The sequence below is a fragment of the Burkholderia sp. lig30 genome (genome assembly GCF_000687455.2).
Classification (GTDB): Bacteria; Pseudomonadota; Gammaproteobacteria; order Burkholderiales; family Burkholderiaceae; genus Burkholderia.
This window is the reverse complement of sequence record NZ_JGVW01000057.1, coordinates 26412-41370: the sequence shown is the minus strand read 5'-3', so window position 1 is coordinate 41370 and position 14959 is coordinate 26412. Positions and strand designations below refer to the sequence as shown.

Genomic DNA, 14959 nt, shown 5'->3' with positions numbered 1-14959 from the left:
GGGGGCCGCACGCATGTCGTTCAGCTTCGCGAGCCGGCGATGCCGTCGAGGCCCGGCGTCCGGAAGCTGATCAGGTCCTTGTGCCCCAGGCCGTTTTCCGCGAGGGACTTCGTGGCGTCGGGCGTCCAGGGCTCGCCGCTCTTGAACCACTGCACGCGATCCCAGTCGATCTTCGCGAAGTCCGGGTGATAGCCGTAGATCGGCGGCAGAATCTGCGCGGCCAGCGCGCCGAACGGCGTGTCCGGCGGCAGCGGCAGGCAAAACGGCGCCGGAAACATCAGGTGGCCTTCCCAGAGCACATAGAGCAGCGGCGCGGGGAATTTCTCCACCGTGTCCATCAGCGGAAAGTCGTAGGGTTTGAGCGCGACGACGGTCATGGTTGTCTCCTGTCGACTGGCGTTAGCGCTTTAGCGCTTACGCCAGCCCCATACAAGGTTGTCGGCCTGCGTTAGCGCTTTAGCGCTTACGCGGGCTCCATACAAAGTTGTCGGCCGGCGTTGATGCTTTAGCGCTCACACCGGCCCCATACAAGGTTGCGAATCAGTTTCGGGTGGCCTGGCCGCGCCACGCCGCGAAGTTCTTCTGGTCTTCCGAGCCTTCGAAGTCCATCGCGTCGCGGCCGGGTTCCACCTCGTAGTAATCGAGCACCGCGGCGAGCGGATCGAAGCCTTCGGCCGTCGGATCGACACCAGGTTTGAAGCAGTTGCCCTGGTAGATCTGATGGACCGGCAGCCACGCCTGTACGTACTTCTGCGGCTCGTGGTCGAAAATGCCCTTGCAGTGATCGCTGCAGAAGTGGAACTTGTTGCCGAGATACGTCGATTCGCGCGCGCCGATCTTCGTCGCGTCGCCTGGCTCGGTGAACAGCATCGGGACCTGGCAGGTCTGGCACAGCATCGGCAGCGTCTTCACGTAGAAGCGATTGCCCTTGTCAGCCTGCTCGCGCCAGTATTCGAAGCGCGGACGGTAGAGCGTGTCGAACGACTCCGGATACTTCGCGGACAGCCAGGCCATCTCGTCGTCCTGCGGCATCCAGGTATGGAACGGCGCGGCGGCATTGAAGCTGTAGAAGGTGGCCCATGCCTGATGGCTGATGTGGTCCTTGCCTTCGCACGCGTCCTTCCAGCCCTTCGGCTCGCGAATGCCGTAGCGCGCCAGATCCTTGAAGAGCGCGCCGCCGTTCTGCTCGGCGTACATCTCCCACGCTTCGCGCCAGCTCATCACGCGCTTCGGCTGCATGTAGTCCATCATCATCGCGACGAGCGTCAGCAGGCGGTAGCCGCGCCAGAACCACTTGTCGATCCAGCCCTGCACGATCGGCACGTTGCCCGGGTCCTGCTCGAGCATGAACTTGATGCACTCGATGCCGAGCGTCATGTGGCGCGATTCGTCCGACTGCGCGGAAAAGCCGAACGTGACCGTCGACATGTCGCCGTTGTACGCGGCGCCCGACATGAACGGCACGAACAGCAGGTTCGTCAGCACGTATTCGAACGAGAAGCTCACCGCGGTGAGGAATTCGAACGGACCGGACGAGTACGCATCCTCGAAGAAGGATTTCGGCACCGACAGATACCAGACGCGGTCGAACCAGTGGTTCGAATGATGCAGTCCGTTGAAGAACTTGTTGTACGTCGACAGCGCATGCGTTTCGGTCTGGTAATGCCGCAGCTCGTCGATCGACTGCATCTGGCACGCCACGCGCGCGCCTTCGCCGGTGAAGTGCCGGCCGACGTGCGCGAAGCCGCGGTGCGCCAGGTATTCGAGCGGCGTCACGCCCTGCAGGAACAGCTTGAGCGCGTTGATGTAGCGCGCGTCCGTCACGCCGAGGAACGCGTTGTTCTGCGTGAACGCGTCGATCACCGCGTAGAGTTTTTTCTCCTTCTCGCCCTGGTATTTCCAGTACGCATCCATCGTCAGGCGGAACGGGTCCACCCACTTGTCCCAGTCGTGAATCTTGATGCCTTCGTAGCGGTCGTACGGAAAGACCTTGTCCATCGGCTGGTAGGTCGTCTCCCAGCCCAGGCCGCGCGTCATCGCGGCGTAGCGCTCCTTCAGGCCGAGCTTTTTCTTCAGCGTTGGCGTGTCCATGCGTGTCTCCTGTCTTGTTGGGTGCGCGATGCGCCGCGTTCAGTGCTTCCAGCTCAGCGTGAACTGATCGTCGTCTTCGTCGATGTGGCCCGACAGCGTGATCAGGGTCACATGCAGCTGCTGCAGGTCGAAGCGCGCGCCGGTCAGTTCCTCGATCGTCTGGCGGCGGATCGTCAGCTGCCCCGGCGCGTCGATCTTGACCATGCCGGGCGACTCGACGGCCACCGCGTCCGGGTTGTCGGCGAGAATGGCCTCGACGATTGGTCTGGACTCCTCATTGGCCTGAAAGGCGATGAATACGTTGGACATGCGGTTTCCTTCGGTTAAGGGTGGAGGTCCGGCGTCAGATCGCGATGCCGAGCTTCGCGAGTCGCGCGTGGAACTGTTCGCGCACTTCGTCGAGCACCGCATGTGCGGCGTCCGGGAACGCGAGGTCCGCCACCGGCCGCAGCGCCGCGTCCGCGCGCGCCGCCCAGTCGTGCGTCCAGCGCACGAGCAGCGCGCGGTTGTCGTCGGATTCGGCCGCCATCGTCTTCACGACGGCGTCGACCCAGCGATTCGACTCGTCGTGCCACTCGGGCATGAAGGCGGTGAGCATCGCGACGGCGGAGCCGCCGCCGATCGCGATCCGTTCGTCGACGAAGCGGTCGTAGACGAGCGGATACAGCAGGCCGTCGAGCGCGAGGTTCTGCGCGACGAACAGCTCGACCGGATCGTCGACGACCAGCGCGTCCTCCACATAGTGGCGCAGCGGCTGCCATGCCGGGTCCGACAGCCAAGCGGCCTTGGCGTCGTCGAGCGCGTCGGGGCCGGCCATGGACAGCGCGAGGCGCGTCAGGTATTGCGCGACGCCGAGGTTGTCCATCGCGTGGAACATCGCGGGCCCGGTGAACGCCGTGCCGTAGCCGAGCGAGCAGATCTGCGCGTTGTTCATGTTCGCGCCCCACGCGGCGTGGCGCAGCGGCACCAGCACGTCGAGCGCGTGCTTCGCGACGTTCTCCGGCATCAGGTCGATCATCCGGCGCGATTCGACGAAATCGAAATTCGATTCCATCGTGTCCTGCTGGCGTGCTCGGGCCGTCGTCCACGACGCGTAGTAGAACTGGCGCGGGTCCTTCAACGCGTACCAGCTCGCCATGCGGATCGCCGTGCGCGACGTGTCGAAGATCTGGTGATCCGGGTCCCAGGTCGGACGGTAGTGGAAGTTCGCTTCGGGTTGCCCGCCCATCATGCCTTCCTGATACCGCGAAGCCGTCTTGTCGCCGCCGATGTGCTTCGCGACCTGCGCATAGGTATGCCGCAGGGGCTTGATGTCGACTGTCTTCAGATCGATGGTCACTGCTTGCTCCTGATGGTCGTGGGTTCGGTTTCGCCCTCCAGCCGCACGACGTCCTGCGCGATGCAGAACGCGTCGAACGCGACGGCGGGCAGCGCCAGTTCGACGAACATGTCCGGCACGCCGACCGAAAATTCGAATTCGACGAATCCTCGACTGTTGACGCCGGTCACTCTGACGAACTTGCGGTTCGGATCGAACGGGTGAATGCCTGTTGTCTGTCGGCACATGATCGATGTCTCCTCCATGCCCGCACTTCAATGCACCAACCGTGCCACGCCGGATCGATCTCCGAAAAAATCTCGATAATTCAGGGAAAGCACTGAGACAAAGTTCGCGTCCAGTCCGCACAACGGAGGTTAACCAGAACGGAAATCGCGCCTGATCGAGCGGAACAAATCCTTGATCTGCCTTGGCTTTTCATCATCTGAGCAACGCGTTTTCGCGGATTTGATGAAATGATCAAGGCGGTGGACTCGCCGGTCACGCAGCGAAGAAATATCCGGTAAACACATAAAATCTCGATGGAGGAGACATGACGCAGCCGAGCCTGCCCCCGTTACCGACGGACGCCGACCTGCGGCGGCTGATTCATTTTTCGGCCGCCGACGGCCGCATCTGGCTTGCCGGCCAGCGGATGGTGCTGCTGCACGCGGCGGCGCTCGGCACGCTGCGCCAGGAGCTGATGGAGAGCGTCGGGCCCGCGCAGACGCGCCGCCTGTTTACCCGCGTCGGCTTCGCGTCGGGCGAGCGGGACGCCGCGCTCGCCCGCGAGATCCGCGCGAAGGGGTCGTTCTACGACATGTTCCACATCGGCCCGCAGCTGCACATGCTCGAAGGCGCGGTGCAGGTCACACCGATTCGTTTCGAGGCGGATGCGGCCACCGGGGCGTTCGAGGCCGAATACCGGTGGGAGCATTCGTGGGAGGCCGAGGTGCACCGCCGCGCGTACGGCCCGCAGGCGGAGCCCGTGTGCTGGATGCTGATCGGCTACGCGACCGGCTACACCAGCGCGTTCATGGGGCGCACCATCCTGTTCAAGGAGACGACGTGCGCCGGCAAGAACGACCCGCATTGCACGATCGTCGGCAAACCCGCCGAAGCATGGCCCGACGCGGAAGAGATCTCGTCGTGGTTCAAGGCCGATTCGCTGATCAACACGATTCGCGATCTCCAGACCGAAGTCGAATCGCTGCGCCTCGAAATCGCGCCCGACACGGACCGGACCCAGCTCGTCGGCCGCTCCGACGCGTTCAGCAGCGCCTACGAGATGCTCGAAACCGCCGCCCCGACCAAGGTCACCGTCCTGCTTACCGGCGAGACCGGCGTCGGCAAGGAGCGCTTCGCGCGCGCGCTGCACAGCCTGAGCCCGCGCGCCGCCAAGCCGTTCGTGGCGATCAACTGCGCGGCCATTCCGCATGCGCTCATCGAATCCGAGCTGTTCGGCGCCGAGAAAGGCGCGTATACCGGCTCGCAGGCGGCGCGGGCCGGCCGGTTCGAGCGTGCCGACGGAGGGACGCTGTTTCTCGACGAAATCGGCGAATTGCCGCTCGACGTGCAGGCCAAGCTGCTGCGCGTCATCCAGGAAGGCGAAGTGGAACGGCTCGGCTCGGCCGAGAGCCGGAAGGTCGACGTGCGCCTCGTCGCCGCGACCAATCGCGATCTGGCCCAGGCCGTGCAGGACGGCACCTTTCGTGCCGACCTCTATTACCGGATCAACGTCTACCCTGTCGTGATCCCGCCGCTGCGCGACCGGCAGGACGATATCGAACTGCTCGCCCGCGCGATGCTCGAACGCTTTGCGTCGCTGCACGGCAAGCCCGCGCCGACGCTGACGGACTACGCATACGACTCGCTGCGTCATTACCGCTGGCCGGGCAACGTGCGCGAACTCGAGAACCTGATCGAGCGCGCGGTGATCCTTGCGCGCCCTGATCGTGCGGTCGACGCGAAGGACCTGTTTCCCGGCCTCGGCCTGCCCGGCGGCGCCACGGTGGATCGCGCCGGCCAGATCCGGGAATCGTCCGCGCTGTCGATCGACTGCGGAACCCTCCTCGATCGGCTGCAGGGATGCGGCGGCGGGCTCGAGGGGCTCGAACGGGCGCTGCTGCATGAAGCGGTCGACCGCGCGAAAGGCAACCTGTCGGCCGCCGCGCGGCTGCTCGGCCTGACGCGCGCGCAGCTCAGCTACCGCCTCACCCGCAAACAGGACCAGGAGGACACCTGACGTGAACACGTTCCTGCCGGATGATCCGCCGGCGCACGACGACCTGTCGGGCGCCGCCACACATGCCACGCATGCCACGCATGCCACACATGCCACGCACGATGCGCACGATGCGGCAGCCGACGAACTGGCCGAGCCCCATGCCCGCACGCTCGGCGAGCACGCGTATCACCAGTTGCGGCAACACATCATCGAAGGACACTATCCGCCGGGCGCCAAGCTGCGCGTCGAGCATTTGAAGGACGTCTATGGCGTCGGCGCGGGCACGCTGCGCGAGGCGCTGACGCGGCTGGTGAGCGACGCACTGGTCGTTGCCGAAGGGCAGCGTGGGTTCCGGGTCACGCCGATGTCGATCGCCGATCTGGAGGCGATCACGCGACTGCGCCTCCACATCGAGGTCGATGCGCTGCGCGAATCGGTCCGGCATGGGGATGCGGCATGGGAACAGCGTGTGCGGCAGAGCTTCGAGATGCTCTCCGCGTGGGAACGCCCGATCTCGGTCGAGAACCGGGCCGCGTGGGAGGCATGCAATCGCCGGTTCCATGAAGCGTTGATCTCGGCGGCAGCGTCGCCGTGGACGTATCTGATCCTGCGCATCCTGTCGCAGCAGGGCGAACGCTACCGGCGCCTGTGCATCGGGCTCGAGGACGCGCGGCGCGATGTGCATGCGGAGCATGCGTGTATTTTCGATGCGGCGATGCGGCGCGCGGATGTGCGTGCGGCGCTCGCGCTCGAGGATCACATCAGCACGACACTCGCGCTCGTCAGGAATGCGCCGGCGGGGACGTTGCCGTTTTCGTGAGCATGCAATGCGCACAATACGTAAACTGTTTGAGAGGACGTGGCGCAAATGGATAAACTTCCGCCGCGCTGTGTCGTGATTGGTTACGACGAGGAAGCGCAGTCTCTGCAAATATGCACGATGTCTCGTGAATCTCTGGCTCGAAGAATGGAGGCCGCGATGGTAGTTCCGTGGCCTTTGGCTGATGAGAATTTCAAGCTGGACGATGAATTCGCCCGGAGGATCGGCGGCTTGGTATTCGGGCTGTTGGCGACTCACCAGCCGGAACTGAAGCAATATGTCAGCGTTACGCCACACCCGGATGCGATCAAGCATCCCGATCCTCCCGCAGACTAGCCAGGCTCCCGAGCAGGGTCTCACAAAGCCACCTTGGGGCGGCTTTCTTTCTCGGGAGATTACCGTCAGAGCACTGCGTTTAGCAGCCAGTTTCCGTCCTGATTGATGAACTCGTAGGTCAGTGCTTGGCTCTCTCCACTTTCGGGGCTGTAGTAAACGGTTCGAAGCCGGAAAGAGTTCAAAGACTTCTGCGTCCACGAGTCTGTTCGGAGGACCGTCAGGCAACGGCTCTTAGGGGCGTATTTCATATTGCTCCATGGCGACGGAATCCATCCGTTACCGAGCTGCGCCGAGGTGTACATGCTCAGCACCCGGGAGTCGTTCCAGTCTTGGTAACAGGCTGCCTTGGACATCACAGCAACTAGCACCGGCTGCGCTGAGTTCACCATGTTACGAAACGCTGCGTCCCGCGAGGCGAGCGATGCCGACACGGCATTACGCATCTGCTGTTGCTGCTCGGCGGATAGAGACGGCCCGAAAATGGCTGGCGTTCCGTTGGAGGTTGGCGCCAGTGCTTGATTCATCTGCGCCAAGCCGCTGTTGAAGCTTTGCAGTGCGGCGGTCGTACAAGCCGTCAGCGTCAATGCCGTCGTTACAGTTGCCAGCCGAAGACTAATGCTCATGCTACCTCTCGTAGTTGTTTGAGAAAGCGACCACGGAGTTAACGGCTGAAAGTTGGAAATTTTTTAGGGTTGAGGAACCGTTTATGCGTCGACGTATTTGCGCTGGGCTGCAGGGGTGGGGACTTGCAGTTATTCGAAGCTTGCGAGAAGGGTACTGCACGTAAATAAAATTACGGCAGTCACTGTTGCTTTAATTGCACTTCCTTCTCTGGCCGACTGACCTGAGGCGGAATTTTTCAACCAATCCGGCAGAGAGTCTCTGGTCGATATCATCGGAATTCAGCCTGGCTCGACGGATCGTGGCGGGAGGTTGACAGCGATGTGCTCTAAGGGCCGTATGCGAGAAATCAACGCCAGAAATGTATGACCTGCCCCGGCTTTTCAAGCGCCCCAAAAGCAAAAAGCCCCCGAAGGAGCTTTCTGAGTGAATTTTGGTGGGCCCCCCGGGAGTCGAACCCGGCACCAACGGATTATGCTTACCAGCTATGGCTTTCGCCACCCCTTTCGGGTTTGTGGTCTGGACTGTCTCTTGTCTTTACGACCTGCCCGTACAGTCTCTACACGTTCTCTCAAAGAGAGCTTCGCTCGGGATTGCCACGCTGCCACGGCAGCAGAGGTTTCCCCGAATTTGAGCAGTTCTACCAAGGAGCAGAGCGAACTTGCTCCAAGGCAACCCATTCCGTGCAGTCCATACTCTTGCGAGCTACAGGACGACACTTGCTAAGTCCGCTGCTCTAACCAGGCATGAGCTAGAGGCCCTGAAAACCGATCATTCTACTGCATCCGGCCCTATCCGATGCACGGATACATGACATGCCGTCCGACATGACACGCCGGGCCGGCATTGTAACAACACTGGAGAGAAACGCCACCGGCATCATGAAGACACCGGTGGCGGCCCGACGGAATTCGCCGGAAATCAGTTCCCTTCGAGGAACGACTTCAGCTTGTCGGAACGGCTCGGGTGACGCAGCTTGCGCAGCGCCTTCGCCTCGATCTGACGGATCCGCTCACGCGTGACGTCGAACTGCTTGCCGACTTCCTCGAGCGTGTGATCGGTGCTCATCTCGATACCGAAACGCATCCGCAGCACCTTCGCCTCGCGCGGCGTCAGCGAATCGAGCACGTCCTTCACGACGTCGCGCATGCTCGCGTGCAACGCGGCATCGGCCGGCGCGACCGTGTTGTTGTCCTCGATGAAATCGCCGAGATGGGAATCGTCGTCGTCACCGATCGGCGTTTCCATCGAGATCGGCTCCTTCGCGATCTTCATGATCTTGCGGATCTTGTCTTCCGGCATCTCCATCTTCTCGGCAAGCGTCGCCGGATCCGGCTCGAGACCGGTTTCCTGCAGGATCTGCCGCGAGATGCGGTTCATCTTGTTGATCGTCTCGATCATGTGAACCGGAATCCGGATCGTGCGCGCCTGGTCCGCGATCGAACGCGTGATGGCCTGACGGATCCACCACGTCGCGTACGTCGAGAACTTGTAGCCGCGACGGTATTCGAACTTGTCCACCGCCTTCATCAGGCCGATGTTGCCTTCCTGGATCAGGTCCAGGAACTGCAGGCCGCGGTTCGTGTACTTCTTCGCGATCGAGATCACGAGACGCAGGTTCGCCTCGGTCATTTCACGCTTCGCCTGGCGCGCCTTCAGTTCGCCCGCCGCCATCTGGCGGTTGGTTTCCTTCAGGTCCTTCAGCGGCAGCACGACGCGCGCCTGCAGATCCAGCAGACGCTGCTGCTGTTCGTGGATCGCCGGGATGTTGCGCGACAGCACCGCGCTGTACGAATGGCCTTCGGCCGCGATCTTCGCGGTCCATTCGAGATCCGTCTCGCTGCCCGGGAAGCGCGCGATGAATTCCGAGCGCGGCATGCCGCACTTGTCGACGACGATGTGCAGAATCTGACGCTCGACCTGGCGCACTTCGTCCACCTGCGCGCGCAGCGTGTCGCACAGACGCTCGACGGTGCGGGCCGTGAAGCGGATCGTCATCAGCTCGTTCTGGATCGTTTCCTGCGCCTTCAGGTAGGACTTCGACTTGTAGCCCTCCTTCTCGAACGAGCGGCGCATCTTCTCGAACCACTCGCCGATGAGCGCGAACTTCTCGAGCGACGCACGCTTGAGCGCCTCGAGCTGCGCGGCGTTGGCCGTTGCCTGCGCCGCGCCGTCGTCTTCTTCCTGTTCCTCTTCTTCCTCTTCCTCGGCTTCTTCGTCCTCGTTCTCGATCGCTTCCGCTTCCTTCGCGGAGAAGCCGTCGGTGTCGGTGTCCTGCGCGTTCGGATCGTTCAGGCCGTCGACGAGCTCGTCGACACGGCTCTCCTCGTTCGCGACGCGCTCGGCCATCGCGAGGATGTCGGCGATCGTCGTCGGGCATGCCGAAATCGCCATCACCATGTGGCGCAGGCCGTCTTCGATCCGCTTCGCGATCTCGATTTCGCCTTCACGCGTGAGCAGCTCGACCGTGCCCATCTCGCGCATGTACATCCGCACCGGATCGGTCGTGCGGCCGAATTCCGAGTCGACCGTCGACAGCGCGACTTCGGCCTCTTCCTCGACCTCGTCGTCCGACGAAGCCGCCGGCGCGTTGTCGTTCAGGAGCAGCGTTTCCGCGTCCGGCGCCTGCTCGTAAACCGCCACGCCCATGTCGTTGAACGTGCCGATGATCCCCTCGAGCGCCTCGGTCTCGGTGAAGTTGTCCGGCAGGTGGTCGTTGATTTCGGCATACGTGAGGAAGCCGCGCTCCTTGCCGAGCTTGATCAGCGCACGCAGCTTCACGCGGCGCTCTTCGAGCTCCTCGGCCGTGCCGGGCGTGCTCGTCGCGAACGCTTCCTTCAGCAGCGCCTTTTCCTTGGCGCGGCGATCGCGCACCTTGGATTTACCAGGGGCAGCAGCAGCGGCAGCGGCAGGCTGCTCGCCGCTCTGGTTTGCGTCGTCATCGACGGATACTTCGTTCAGCTTTTTCGTCATGGAGTTCGCCGTACCGGCTATATCGACTCGCGGCTGCTGGACGACAGCCGGTTGAACCGTGGGTGCATGAGTTGTACGTACTGCCGTTTCGTCCGCCGCGGCAGCCGCGTCCCTTGCGCTTTTCGCACTCGCCCGCCTCGCCGCCGGCTTCGCCGGCCCGGGTTCGGGCATGACGGCAGCCCTGGCTGCCTGCGCCGGCGCAGCCTGAGCAGTGCCGGCCGCGGTTTTTTTTCTTGCAGCAACTGTTACGGCGGAAGACTCTGTCCTTGCGGAAGAAGCAGACTTGGCCGCTGTGACCGTGGTGGTCGGCTCCGTCGAGCCGTTGCCCGTTGCATTCTCTCCGCCTGTCGTCTTTGCCATTGCGATTCTCGCCTCTGCCTAGAAAACAAACCGCTGAAAACCTTGTATTATAGCACGCTGGGGTAGCCGTCTCTTTCCTCCTGCCCGCCTGGCGCTTACAGCCCGAGCCGCCGCTTCATCTCGGCTCGCTGCTGATTCAATTCGGTCAGTTCCGCCAGCTCCTCCGGCGTAAAGGTCGATTGGCGCGACAGCCGGTCGAGCCGGTCGCAGCACACGTCGTAGCGCATCTTGAACACCGCCGCCTGAAGCTCCTCCCCCGCGATCCGTTCCTGTTCACGCTGCCGTTCGAGCATCGCCCCACCTTCCGGATCCTGTAACAGCAGATCCCGGACGTTTTCATCATAGTCCAGAATTTCGCGGAAAATTTCCTCGTAGGTCGCCGCGTTCACGGACGTTCGCAGCACGTCGGACAGGAGCCGGAACTCCGCCCCCTCGCCCAGCGCGCGCGCGTGATCGACGACTTCGGCAAACAGCTCCCCGTTGCGCGGCAGCGCCCGCAGCGTCGCCAGCTGCTCGTCGTCGAGCTGCGCGGCGAGCCGCGGATGCATCACCAGGTTGCGCAGCGCGCGCTTCTCGTTATCGGTCACGCGCCGCCGCTCGGTACGCGCAGGCCCCTGGCGCGGCGGCGCGGCGAGCCGCGTGTCCACGTCGGTGAGCGCCGCGACTTCCTCGAACGGGATGTCGAGCCGGTCCGCGAACATGTGCATGATCTGCGCGCGCAGCGCGTTCGCGGGCAGCGCCTGCAACAGCGGCTTCGCGTCGAACAGCGCCTTCGCCCGCCCTTCCGGCTGGTCGAGCGCCTTGCCCGCGACCGCCTCGTTCAGCAGGAACTGCGACAGCGGCATCGCCCGCTGGACCTGCTCCGAAAACGCATCCGCCCCGAATTCGCGCACGAAGCTGTCCGGATCGTGCTCGGACGGCAGGAAAAGAAACCGGATCGTCCGGTTGTCCGCCGCGTGCGGCAGGCACGCATCGAGCGCGCGCCGCGCGGCACGGCGGCCGGCCGAGTCGCCGTCGAAGCTGAAGATCACGGTGTCGGTCTGCCGCAGCAGCTTCTGGACGTGGATCGGCGTGCACGCGGTGCCGAGCGTCGCGACCGCGTTCGGGAAACCGAGCTGCGCGAGCGCGACGACGTCCATGTACCCTTCGACGACGAGCACGTACTTCTGCTCGCGGATCGCAAGCCGCGCCTCGAACAGGCCGTACAGTTCGCTGCCCTTGTTGAACAGCGGGGTTTCGGGGGAGTTCAGATACTTGGGCTCGCCGCTGCCGAGCACCCGGCCGCCAAAGCCGATCACCTGCCCCTTCACGTTGCGGATCGGGAACATGATCCGCTCGCGGAACCGGTCGTAGCGCCGGGCCACGCCCTGCGCGTCGGTCTTCTCGCTGACGATCACGAGCCCGGCCTCGACCAGCGCATCGTCACGATAGTCCGCGAATGCCGATTCGAGATTCTGCCAGCCGTCCGGCGCATAGCCGAGCCCGAACCGGGCGGCGATTTCGCCGGTCAGCCCCCGTTTTTTCAGATACTCGATCGCGACCGGCGCGCCGCGCAGCTGCTTGCGGTAGTAGTCGCACGCGGTCTGCATTACGTCGGACAGCGCGGTGGCGACCGATTTCGAGACCGGGGACGGCGCATGGCCGTCGGCGCCGCCCGCGCCACCGCCGCGCATCGGCGACGGCTCGTGCGGCACCCTCAGCCCGACCGACTGCGCGAGCTCCTGCACCGCCTCGGGAAAGCTCAGCCCGGCATGCTCCATCAGAAAGCCGATCGCCGTGCCGTGCGCGCCGCAACCGAAGCAGTGATAGAACTGCTTCGTCGGACTGACGGTAAACGACGGGCTCTTCTCGTTGTGGAACGGGCACAGGCCCATGAAGTTCGCGCCGCCCTTCTTGAGCTGCACGTACCGGCCCACCACGTCGACGATATCGACGCGGTTCAGCAAATCCTGCAGGAACGAATGCGGAATCACCGTGGGATCGGCTTGAGAACGTTGCGACAGCCCGGCGCGCCGCGCAGGCGCGGCCGGGCATTCGGGGTTACTTCGACAGCGCTGCCTTGACGAGTGCGGAAACGGCGGTCATGTCGGCGCGGCCGGCGAGCGTGCCCTTGAGCACGCCCATCACCTTGCCCATGTCCTGCGGGCCGGCCGCACCCGTCTGCGCGACGGCGGCCTGCACTTCGGCGGCCACCTCGGCCTCCGACAGCTGCGCCGGCATGTAGGCGGCCAGCACGGTCAGCTCGGCCTGCTCCTTCGCCACCAGATCGTCCCGGCCCGCGGCCTGGAACTGGCTGATCGAATCCTTGCGCTGCTTGATCATCTTGTCGATCACCGCCGTGATGCCGGCGTCGTCGAGCGTGATCCGCTCGTCGACTTCACGCTGCTTGATCGCGGCGAGCAGCAGGCGAACCGTTGCGAGACGCTCGGTTTCCTTCGCGCGCATCGCGGCTTTCATGTCTTCGCTGATCTGGTCTTTCAAACTCATCTTTCACCCGAGGATGGATATGTGAATGCGACGCCCGCCAGCGGACGTCAACACAAAAACCCGCTTGGGACAGTGTCTCAAGCGGGTTGCTCGATTCCGGCATCGGCGATTCGCACGGAAACCGCCGGTGCGCCGCCCAGCGAACCGCGCGGCGCGTACATTGTTCAATAAAGCTTTTTCGGCAGCATCTGGCCGCGAATGCGCTTGTAGTGGCGCTTCACTGCAGCAGCCTTCTTACGCTTGCGCTCGGCCGTCGGCTTCTCGAAGAACTCCCGCGCACGCAGTTCGGTCAGCAGACCGTTCTTTTCGATCGTGCGCTTGAAGCGACGCATTGCAACTTCGAACGGCTCGTTCTCTTTAACGCGGATGATCGTCATGACCGTCACGTAGAAAGATTGCAGGGAAAGGGTTTGGAGTATAGCAGACCCTTTACACAAAGGCACTATTCCGTCAAGCACCACGTGCATGCTCGGCCGCCGCCTGCCCGGCCGCCGCCCCCGACGCCCACGCCCACTGGAAGTTGTAGCCGCCGAGCCAGCCGGTCACGTCCACCGCCTCGCCGACGAAGAACAGGCCCGGCACCCGCGCGCTCATCATCGTCGTCGACGACAGCTCGCGCGTATCCACGCCGCCCTTCGTCACCTCGGCCTTGCGATAGCCCTCGGTGCCGCTCGGCGTCAGCGTCCAGCCGCCGAGCGCGTCGCCGACCTGGCGCAGCGCCTTGTCCGGCAGGTCGGCCAGCCGCGCGTCCACGGCGACCCGCTGCGCATCCAGCCACACATGCGCGAGACGGGACGGCACCCAGTCGGCGAGCAGCGAGCCGATCTGCCGCTTCGAGCTGTGCTTGGCCTCCAGCAGCTCGGCGACGACGTCGCGCTGCGGCAGCAGATCGATGCGAATCGGCTCGCCCGGCTGCCAGTAGCTGGAAATCTGCAGGATGCCCGGCCCGGACAGGCCGCGGTGCGTCAGCAGCAGATCCTCGACGAATTCGCCCCCGCGCTTCCTGTCGCCGGTCGACACGCGCACTTCGAGCGACACGCCGGACAATGCGGAAAAAGGCGCCCAGTCCTGCTCGGCGAACGTCAGCGGCACGAGCGCCGGCCGCGTATCGACGAGCTTGTGGCCGAACTGCTTGGCGAGCCGGTAGCCGAAGTCGGTCGCGCCGATCTTCGGGATCGACAGGCCGCCCGTCGCGACGATCAGCGCGCGCGCGCCGATCGTGCCGGCCTGCGTGTCAAGCGTGAAGCCGGCGTCCGGCGCATGGCGCACCGCGTCGACCGCGACCGGCCGGCGCCACGCGATCCCGCCCGCGTCGCATTCGTGCTTCAGCACGTCGATGATCGCTTCGCTGCCGTGATCGCAGAACAGCTGCCCCTTGTGCTTTTCATGCCAGGTCACGCGATGGCGCTTGAGCAGCCCCATGAAATCGCGCGGCGTGTAGCGGGCAAGCGCCGAGCGGCAGTAATGCGGATTGGCCGACAGGTAATTGTCCGGCCCGGCGTACAGGTTCGTGAAGTTGCACCGGCCGCCGCCGGAAATCCTGATCTTCTCGGCGAGACGCGGCGCATGGTCGATCAGCACCACGCGCCGGCCGAGTTGCCCGGCCACCGCGGCGCTCATCATGCCGGCCGCGCCCGCGCCAATGACGGCGATATCGAAAGTTTCCATGGCGCGGATTGTACCCTCCGCCCGGCGCGCCGGCAGCGCACGGCCGCCGGCTGGTATA

14 protein-coding genes are annotated in these 14959 nt (G+C 64.1%); 3 read left to right on the top strand and 11 right to left on the bottom strand.

The window, feature by feature from the left end; all coding sequences use genetic code 11:
- Positions 1–20 precede the first annotated feature (20 nt).
- The 5 genes from LIG30_RS06740 to LIG30_RS06720 all read right to left on the bottom strand — a co-directional run bounded on the left by LIG30_RS06740 (position 21) and on the right by LIG30_RS06720 (position 3657).
- Positions 21–377: a phenol hydroxylase subunit P4 gene (locus LIG30_RS06740; RefSeq protein ID WP_038710719.1), complete on the bottom strand. Its 357-nt coding sequence runs from the start codon at positions 375–377 to the stop codon at positions 21–23.
- 163 nt (positions 378–540) lie between these two features.
- Entirely contained in the window at positions 541–2091 is a 1551-nt protein-coding gene (locus LIG30_RS06735) for an aromatic/alkene/methane monooxygenase hydroxylase/oxygenase subunit alpha (RefSeq protein ID WP_038710718.1), read from the bottom strand.
- A gap of 39 nt (positions 2092–2130) precedes the next feature.
- Positions 2131–2400: an MmoB/DmpM family protein gene (locus LIG30_RS06730; protein ID WP_038710716.1), complete on the bottom strand. Its 270-nt coding sequence runs from the start codon at positions 2398–2400 to the stop codon at positions 2131–2133.
- 34 nt (positions 2401–2434) lie between these two features.
- Positions 2435–3430, bottom strand: a complete 996-nt coding sequence (locus LIG30_RS06725; RefSeq protein ID WP_038710714.1) for an aromatic/alkene monooxygenase hydroxylase subunit beta — start codon at positions 3428–3430, stop codon at positions 2435–2437.
- A complete protein-coding gene (locus LIG30_RS06720; RefSeq protein WP_038710768.1) occupies positions 3427–3657 on the bottom strand; it encodes a phenol hydroxylase subunit in 231 nt (76 codons plus the stop codon). Before LIG30_RS06720 ends, LIG30_RS06725 begins: the two co-directional genes overlap by 4 nt.
- 305 nt (positions 3658–3962) lie before the next feature.
- Between LIG30_RS06720 and LIG30_RS06715 the strand changes: the two genes are divergently transcribed.
- The 3 genes from LIG30_RS06715 (at position 3963) to LIG30_RS06705 (ending at position 6792) form a co-directional block, all read left to right on the top strand.
- Positions 3963–5654, top strand: a complete 1692-nt coding sequence (locus LIG30_RS06715; protein ID WP_038710713.1) for a sigma-54-dependent Fis family transcriptional regulator — start codon at positions 3963–3965, stop codon at positions 5652–5654.
- Positions 5655–5781: 127 nt separating this feature from the next.
- Positions 5782–6456 (top strand): GntR family transcriptional regulator, encoded by a 675-nt coding sequence (locus tag LIG30_RS06710; protein WP_235510225.1) that lies wholly within the window; start codon positions 5782–5784, stop codon positions 6454–6456.
- Between the two features lie 48 nt (positions 6457–6504).
- On the top strand, positions 6505–6792 hold the full coding sequence (locus LIG30_RS06705; protein WP_038710710.1) for a hypothetical protein: 288 nt from the start codon (positions 6505–6507) through the stop codon (positions 6790–6792).
- Between the two features lie 65 nt (positions 6793–6857).
- Here LIG30_RS06705 and LIG30_RS26055 read toward each other — a convergent pair whose 3' ends face one another.
- From LIG30_RS26055 to LIG30_RS06675, 6 genes are all read right to left on the bottom strand, one after another.
- Positions 6858–7415, bottom strand: coding sequence for a hypothetical protein (locus LIG30_RS26055; protein WP_038710708.1), 558 nt, complete (start codon positions 7413–7415; stop codon positions 6858–6860).
- Positions 7416–8334: 919 nt separating this feature from the next.
- Positions 8335–10746 carry an RNA polymerase sigma factor RpoD gene (rpoD, locus tag LIG30_RS06695; RefSeq protein ID WP_083493936.1) on the bottom strand — a complete coding sequence of 804 codons (2412 nt, stop codon included), beginning with the start codon at positions 10744–10746 and terminating at the stop codon, positions 8335–8337.
- 95 nt (positions 10747–10841) lie between these two features.
- A complete protein-coding gene (gene dnaG / locus LIG30_RS06690; protein WP_038710706.1) occupies positions 10842–12719 on the bottom strand; it encodes a DNA primase in 1878 nt (625 codons plus the stop codon).
- Positions 12720–12786: 67 nt separating this feature from the next.
- Entirely contained in the window at positions 12787–13233 is a 447-nt protein-coding gene (locus LIG30_RS06685) for a GatB/YqeY domain-containing protein (protein ID WP_038710704.1), read from the bottom strand.
- Positions 13234–13397: 164 nt separating this feature from the next.
- A complete protein-coding gene (gene rpsU, locus LIG30_RS06680; protein ID WP_038710703.1) occupies positions 13398–13610 on the bottom strand; it encodes a 30S ribosomal protein S21 in 213 nt (70 codons plus the stop codon).
- A gap of 73 nt (positions 13611–13683) precedes the next feature.
- Positions 13684–14910, bottom strand: coding sequence for an NAD(P)/FAD-dependent oxidoreductase (locus tag LIG30_RS06675; protein ID WP_268760692.1), 1227 nt, complete (start codon positions 14908–14910; stop codon positions 13684–13686).
- Between the last annotated feature and the right edge of the window lie 49 nt (positions 14911–14959).